Origin of the sequence: Amycolatopsis acididurans (genome assembly GCF_012328925.1) — a bacterium.
GTDB classification, from domain to species: Bacteria; Actinomycetota; Actinomycetes; order Mycobacteriales; family Pseudonocardiaceae; genus Amycolatopsis_E; species Amycolatopsis_E acididurans.
Genome location: NZ_JAAXLS010000068.1, coordinates 22414 through 29604 on the forward strand (window position 1 = coordinate 22414; position 7191 = coordinate 29604).

8 protein-coding genes are annotated in these 7191 nt (G+C 68.5%); 5 read left to right on the plus strand and 3 right to left on the minus strand.

Annotated elements, in window-relative coordinates:
• Positions 1 to 61 precede the first annotated feature (61 nt).
• From HFP15_RS39025 to HFP15_RS39040, 4 genes are read left to right on the plus strand one after another with little or no spacing between them, the layout of a single operon-like run.
• Positions 62 to 415 (plus strand): metal-sulfur cluster assembly factor, encoded by a 354-nt coding sequence (locus HFP15_RS39025; protein WP_168523080.1) that lies wholly within the window; start codon positions 62 to 64, stop codon positions 413 to 415.
• A complete protein-coding gene (locus HFP15_RS39030) occupies positions 412 to 1542 on the plus strand; it encodes a DUF8744 domain-containing protein (protein WP_312871969.1) in 1131 nt (376 codons plus the stop codon). Before HFP15_RS39025 ends, HFP15_RS39030 begins: the two co-directional genes overlap by 4 nt.
• 43 nt (positions 1543 to 1585) lie before the next feature.
• On the plus strand, positions 1586 to 2917 hold the full coding sequence (locus HFP15_RS39035; RefSeq protein ID WP_168523082.1) for an NAD(P)/FAD-dependent oxidoreductase: 1332 nt from the start codon (positions 1586 to 1588) through the stop codon (positions 2915 to 2917).
• Between the two features lie 7 nt (positions 2918 to 2924).
• Positions 2925 to 3245 (plus strand): DUF3040 domain-containing protein, encoded by a 321-nt coding sequence (locus HFP15_RS39040; protein ID WP_168523084.1) that lies wholly within the window; start codon positions 2925 to 2927, stop codon positions 3243 to 3245.
• A gap of 136 nt (positions 3246 to 3381) precedes the next feature.
• On the opposite strand, the gene zwf is transcribed toward HFP15_RS39040, so the two are convergent.
• The gene (gene zwf / locus HFP15_RS39045) at positions 3382 to 4779 is read right to left on the minus strand and encodes a glucose-6-phosphate dehydrogenase (protein WP_168523086.1); all 1398 of its coding nucleotides are present in this window, start codon (positions 4777 to 4779) and stop codon (positions 3382 to 3384) included.
• Between the two features lie 111 nt (positions 4780 to 4890).
• Entirely contained in the window at positions 4891 to 5265 is a 375-nt protein-coding gene (locus tag HFP15_RS43710) for a DUF488 domain-containing protein (protein WP_168523088.1), read from the minus strand.
• 217 nt (positions 5266 to 5482) lie between these two features.
• Here HFP15_RS43710 and HFP15_RS39055 point away from each other — a divergent pair, with 217 nt between their 5' ends.
• Positions 5483 to 6175, plus strand: a complete 693-nt coding sequence (locus HFP15_RS39055; RefSeq protein ID WP_312871970.1) for a uracil-DNA glycosylase — start codon at positions 5483 to 5485, stop codon at positions 6173 to 6175.
• A gap of 304 nt (positions 6176 to 6479) precedes the next feature.
• Here the strand turns inward: HFP15_RS39055 and HFP15_RS39060 are convergent, their stop codons facing one another.
• The gene (locus HFP15_RS39060) at positions 6480 to 7004 is read right to left on the minus strand and encodes a pyridoxamine 5'-phosphate oxidase family protein (protein ID WP_168523093.1); all 525 of its coding nucleotides are present in this window, start codon (positions 7002 to 7004) and stop codon (positions 6480 to 6482) included.
• Between the last annotated feature and the right edge of the window lie 187 nt (positions 7005 to 7191).

Here is a 7191-nt window from a genome sequence, read left to right on the forward strand (position 1 = left end):
CTATAGTACTCGTTTAAATGAACGTGAGTGGTGACTGGATCACAGGCGGGAGGAGTCGTCGATGACCGACCAGGGGCGGTCCCGGCCTGATGTGACCACGTTGGCCGCCGGACCGGTGACCGAAGATGTGGTGCTCAACCTGTTGGGCGACGTGATCGACCCCGAGTTGGGCGTGGACATCGTCAACCTCGGGCTGGTGTACGGCGTCGAGATCGGCGCTACCGCAGTGGTGGTGCGGATGACGCTTACCACGCCCGGCTGCCCGTTGGGGGCGTATCTGGACGACGAGGTCACCCGGTGCCTGACGCAACTCCCGGGCATGCCGGCCGTGCTGGTGGATCTGGTGTGGGAACCCCGGTGGAGTCCGGCGATGATGACCGACGAGGCGAAGCGGATGCTGGGGTGGTCACGGTGACCAGGGCGGTGTCGCGGCGGCCGGCGTGGGCGGCGCCGGTCATGGCGCTCGGGGTGGTGGCGTTGCTGGTGGGGTTGTGGGCGGGGTTGCTGCGCCTGGGCCTGCCGATACCCGCTGGGCACACCGATCTCGCCGAACTGCACGGCGTGCTGATGCCGTTGGGCTTTCTCGGCACGCTCATCGCCGCCGAACGCGCGGTCGCGCTCGGGCAGGGGTGGGCGTGGCTGGCCCCGGCGGCCGGCGGAATCGGCGCGCTGTGGCTGATCGCCGGTCTGCCCGTGGCTACGGGCCAGATGTTGATTGCGGTAGCCGGGTTCGGTCTGCTGGCGATGTTCGCCGAACTGCACCGGCTCCAGCCGTCGTGGCACAACGCGACGCAGGCAGCCGGCGCCGCCTGCTGGAGTATCGCCGCCGTGCTGTGGCTGGCCGGTCGCGACCTGCCCGTCCTGGTGCCGTGGCTGGCAGGCTTCCTGGTGCTGACCATCGCCGGGGAGCGCCTGGAGTTGTCCCGGCTGGTGGCGCTCACCGCTCGCGGCCGGGCCCAGTTCGTTGCGTTGATCGCGGTGCTGCTGGCCGGGCTGGGTATCTCGGTCGCCGCGCCCGCGGTCGGGGTACGGCTCGCCGGGGCAGGCCTGCTGGGTCTGGCCGGGTGGCTGGCTGTCCACGACATAGTGCGGCGGACGATCCGGATGCGCGGGGTCACCCGGTACATGGCCGTCGCACTGGCGGCGGGCTACCTGTGGCTGGCCGTGGCCGGAGGCCTGTGGCTGGTGATCGGTCGGCTGAGCGACGGCCACGCCTATGACGCCATGCTGCACGCGGTGTTCCTGGGCTTCGTGTTCTCCATGGTGTTCGCGCACGCGCCGGTCATCGTGCCCGCCGTGCTGCGGGTGCGACTGCCCTACCATCCGACCGCGTATCTGCCGCTGGGGCTGCTGCACGCCTCGCTCGCCCTGCGCCTGGTGGGCGGTGACGCCGCCGGCAACGTACTGGCGTGGCAAACCGGTGGCGTCCTCAACGAGGTGGCCATCCTGCTGTTCCTCGCGCTGACCGTCGGCACGGCGATCCGTGCCCGGCGTCGAACCGTTATCCACGACACCGGTACGCCCAGGGCCAGCACGGTCTAGTATTTACTAAAGAGATAGTAATTATGGGGAAGGGGTGGGACAGATGGCGACGACCTCGCACGACACGCCCCGAGTTCTGGTCGTCGGCGCCGGCCAGGCCGGAATGCACGTGGCCGTACGTCTACGGCACCGGCTGCGGCCAGGCGAGGCGACGATCACCGTGGTAGATCCGCACTCGTACCTGACGTACCAGCCGCTGCTGGCCGAGGCGGCCGCCGGCAACCTCGAACCCCGGCACGTGGTGGTGCCGCTGCGGCCGGTGCTGCCCGGCGTGGAGGTGATCACCCGGGCTGTCGTTTCCATCGATCACTCCCGCCGCACCGCCTACCTGGCTTCCGATGCCGGTGCGCCGGAACCGTTGGGCTACGACGTGGTCGTGCTTGCTCCGGGTTCGGTGACGAGAGTGCTGCCGGTGCCCGGGTTGGCCGAGCGCGGGATCGGGTTCAAGACCGTCGGTGAGGCGATCCACCTGCGCAACCACGTGCTCGCCCAACTCGACACGGCGGCCTCGGCCGGCTCGGATGCCGAGCGGGAACGAGCATTGACGTTCGTGTTCGTCGGCGGCGGCTACGCGGGTGTCGAGGCGCTGGCCGAGTTGCAGGACATGGCGCGCGCTGCCTGCCGGCACTACCCGGGGATCGAGCCGGGGCAGATGCGGTGGGTGCTGCTGGAGGCGACCGGACGGATCCTGCCCGAGGTGGGCGAGCGGATGGGTCACTACACCGCCGATCTGTTGCGGCGGCGCGGAATCGACATTCGGCTGGACACCCGGCTGACTTCCGTTGTGGACGGTCACGTGGTGCTGGACGACGGCAGTGAGTTCGACGCCGGCACGCTGGTCTGGACCGCCGGGGTGGCACCGCATCCGTTGCTCAAGCAGACCGGCGTGCCACTGGATGAGCGCGGCCGGGTCCTGGTCACCGAATACCTGTCCATCGTGGACACTCCGGGGGCGTGGGCACTCGGGGACTGTGCGGCGGTGCCCGACCTGACCCGCGACCCAGGTGCGGTGTGCCCACCCAGCGCTCAGCATGCTGTCCGGCAGGCCAGGGTGGCCGCCGACAACGTGATCGCCGCGCTGCGCGGCAGCGCGTTGAAGCCGTACCGGCACACCTCGGCCGGCTCGGTCGCGGGCCTCGGCCTCTATCAGGGTGTCGCACAGATCTACCGCCTGCGGCTGCGCGGCATGCCCGCCTGGCTGGCTCACCGCACATACCATCTGCTGACGCTGCCCACCTGGAACAGGCGGCTGCGCGTGGTGGCCGACTGGACGCTGGCCCTGCTGTTCCCCCGGGAGATCGTGTCCCTGGACGCGCTGGAACACGCGCGCGACGAATTCACCAACGCCGCCGCGGAAGCGGCCCGTCGGAGGTAAGAGTGCCATGCTGTCGACGGAGGAAGAGCGCATCATGCGCCAGATCGAGCGCGGCCTGCGGCACGACGACCCGTGGCTCGGCCGGCACCTGGCCATGGTGCGGATGCGGGCGCTGAGCCGCCGGCGCGGTGCCCGAGTGTGCCTGGTGATGGAACTGGCCTTCGTCGTGCTCACCGTCGCCGGCGCCGTGTGCGGGCTGCCCGCCCTGCTGATGCTCGGCGCCGGGTTCGGAGTGCTGGTGCCGATGGTGGCCTTGGCGTGCTGGCTGCCACCACCGGATCCACCCGACGGGTCGCCACTCCCGCCGCTGATGCTCGGGTGGTGGTGAGCGCGCTCGCCTGAGCGACTCGCCCGCACCCTGTCCGCCAGCCGGCCGCTTCGTTCGTGATCGCCTGCGCGGCCTCGCAGGCGTCAACGCCGAACGGCCACTGCTGTCCGAGGACTACCTGCGAGTCATGACGCGATCACGTGCCTGGCTGGCACGAGCGCCAGCCACCGTGCCGGCGGACCACCGCGTTCGCCTGGTCCGGGCCCCACGAGCCTCGACGGTAGGGCAGCGGCGGTTGCGCGGCTGCCAGGGCGGGCTCGACGATCCGCCATGCCTGCTCCACTGCATCCTGTCGGGCGAACCGGGACGGGTTGCCGTCCAGAGCATCGTCGAGCAACTGTTCGTAGGCGGCGGGGCCTTCACCCAGGGCCTCGGCCTCGGACATGGTCAGCGCCACCGGTTCGCTGGCCAGGCGACCACCGGGCATCTTCGCCTGGAGGAACAAGGTGATCCGGCCGTCGGGTTTGACCCGGAACCGCAACTGGTTGGCTTCCGGCCTGGTCGGATCGGCTTCGGCGAACAACAAGCGAGGTGGCTCCCGGAACTCGACGACCGCCTCGGTGACCGTGCACGGCAGTGACTTCCCGGCGCGCAGGTAGAACGGCACACCCGCCCATCGCCAGGAGTCGATCTCCAGCCGCAGCGCGGCAAACGTCTCCGTGGACGAGTCGGCCGCCACCCCGGCCTCGTCCCGATAACCCAGATACTGGCCGCGTACCAGGTCCGCGGGATCCACGGCGCGGGTCGCGGTGAGCACTTTGACCTTCTCGTCGCGCAGCGCACCGGGGTCGGCAGACACGGGCGGCTCCATCGCCAGCAAGGCGACCAGCTGCAGCAGGTGATTCTGCACCACGTCCCGCACCGTCCCGATCCGGTCGTAGAACGCGCCCCGTCCCTCCACGCCGAACGACTCCGCCATCGTCAACTGCACGTGGGCCACATAATTGCGATTCCACAGCGGTTCCAGGACCGTATTGGCGAATCGCGTGACCAGCACGTTCTGGACCGGCTCTTTGCCGAGGAAGTGATCGATCCGGAAGATCTCCGCTTCGGCGAACACGTCGTGCAGGCAGGCATTGAGGTGGCGCGCGGAGTTCAGATCTCGGCCGAATGGTTTCTCCACGACCACCCGGCCCCCTCGGTGCAACCCCGCCGAACGCAGCCCCGTCACCACGTTCTCGAAGAGGTCTGGCGGGATCGCCAGGTAGAACACCGGTGCCCGGCACCGGTGCAGAGATGCCGCCAGCCGGTGGTACAGCTGCGGGTCCCGGTAGTCGCCTGCCACGTAGTCGACCCGCTCGGCCAGATCACGGAGCACGGCGTCATCGGCAGGCTCCCCAGAGGCTTCGGTCGTCGAACGGATCTGGCTGCGAAACCGATAGGCCGCCCAGTCGGTCGCCGCGACCCCGATCACCCTCGTGTCGTTCAACCGCCCGCGGGCCGCGAGCCGGTACACGCTGGGGAGCAACTTCCGGCGGGCGAGGTCACCGGAAGCCCCGAACAGCACCAGCGCGTCCCCACGCAGCGACCTCATCGCCCTTCCCTCGCTTTCGTTCTCGAAGGGAGTGTCGACGCAACAACCAGGGGGCGAGCTGGGATGTGGCGAGGCCCGCCTGATCCACGCGGTCAGCCTTCGGTTGTCACGTCAGCTCGATCGCTTTCGGCCGTGGCTCAGCCACTCGGCCAGCACGGCGGCTTGGCTGTGCTCGACGTCGCGGGTCGCGGTCAGCAGTGTCAGGTGCTGCGTGCGCGCCAGCGAACGCAGGTGCTGCGCGAGCTCCCGCCGTTGCGGGTCCTGCAGCTCGATCAGGTAGCGGCGGCGAAACTCGGCGAACCGGTCGGGGTCGTGTTTGTACCATTGGCGCAACTCGGTGGACGGTGCTATCTCGCGCAACCATTCGTCCAGATGCGCGTCGTCCTTGCGCATCCCACGAGGCCACACCCGGTCCACGAGTACCCGCATACCGTCCGACCGGGCTGGTTGGTCGTAAATCCTGCGATAGGCGATGTGCGTGTCCACGGCGCTCTCCTTCCCAACGCCCACAGGAAACCTCCTGCGCCGATCATTTATACGATTGAGGTTGTGTAAAATGCTCGCGGTGGTGCAACACCCATGCCCAGTGTCCACCCACAGGAGGCGGCGGGCCATGCGAGACAATCACCCGGCCCCGGTACCGAACTCGCGAGCACCGGACGATGCCCACTACCCGGCCGAGACCGCATCTGAGGTCCGAACAGTGGCCGAACTGGACGGTGTGCTCGTCGCGTGCCGGGCCTGCCCGCGGCTGGTGGACTGGCGCGAACAGGTGGCCATCGTCAAGCGAAGCGCTTTCCGCGAGTGCGAGTACTGGGCGAAACCGGTCCCCGGCTTCGGGCCGGCGGATGCCACCTTGGCGATCATCGGCCTGGCCCCGGCTGCGCACGGCGGCAACCGCACCGGCCGGATCTTCACCGGCGACCCGTCCGGGGACGTGCTCTACGCCGCCCTCCACGCGGTCGGCCTCGCGTCTCAGCCCACCGCGACGCACCCAGGCGACGGGCTGGTCCTGCGCGGGGTGCGGATCACTGTTCCGGTGCATTGCGCGCCCCCGGACAACCGGCCCACGGTCAACGAGCGGAACACCTGCCGTCCGTGGCTGGCTCGCGAGCTGGCGCTGCTGCGGCCGACCCTGCGGGTGGTCGTGGCGTTGGGCGGGTTCGGCTGGCAGGCATCACTGCCCGTGCTCGCCGCCGCCGGATGGTCGCTGCCCCGACCGCGGCCCGCCTTCGGCCACGGTGTGCACGTCCGCCTGGCGAATCAGAACATCGGTCGCGACGTGCACCTGCTCGGCTGTTACCACCCCAGCCGGCGCAACATCGCCACCGGCACCCTCACCGTGCCCATGCTGCGGGACGTGCTTCGGCGCGCCGCCCGTTTCGCCCAGTCGTAGCCAGATCCGACAGGGAGAAGCGCGTGACCGGCATGGCGTTGCGGCATCCGCATTGGGGTGTGGTCCTCGTAATGACCTGATGTTTTCCGGTTGGTCTGCGTATAGATCACCGCCGCACTCGCATTCGGCGCATATAACCTCATACACGTTTGTACAGCTGGTAATCAGCATCTGATCAGTTTCTGCTGACCACACCATTTAGAAAAGAAACTCTGAACACAGCAAGCCCCGGCTGCGCGCTGTCCGACTTCGACTGATGGGTGACAGCAGTGTTCAGACAAGGCGACCCATCCGACCAGCAGCGTCAGAACCGGAAGCGAGTCAGGCCGCCGGGCTCCATCGACAAAATCACGATCGCCGAGCGTGGCTCGATGCGGTACACGTTCCACGGCGGGGGTCCTTGCGATGGTGCGTTGAACGGGGCAGTGATGCCCTGCCCGCTGTCGTCGGGTTCGGCCGGCCAGCCGTTGTCCGCCCAGGCCTTCGCAACGCGCGTCAGGGCGCCAGTTTCCGTTATTCGCACGGCCTCGCCTTCGACTACGACGTCCGCGTCCTGGATCGACACCGCGATCGAACACCGGGGATCGCGCGCGACATTGCGGCCCTTCCGTGTTCTCGCGCCCGTTTGGAACCAGAACGCGCCGTCGAGCCATAGGGCACCCACCGGAGTCACATGCGGGCTGCCGTCCTCGTTGATGGTGGACAGCCAGGTCGTGCGGGCGTTCATCGCGTCAGCAGCTGGCGCTGACCCCGCATCGAGCTTGTCGGCAATGGCGGCCCAATTCACCGGCGGCAACCCGTCCGTCTCGCCCAGATTGATGATCTCCATGAGACATCCCTCCGTCGTCGATTACAGCGTCTGGTTGATAGGACGCCCTGCGACTACGAAAGGGGACTGTAAAACGAGCGGTGTAATTCCCGATCATGGAAGTGCACCTGATGACCGACATGATGTCCGGCGTGGAGAACGCTGAGGACTTGAACCCCGTGTCCGGGCTGGATGGCCTGGACGAGCA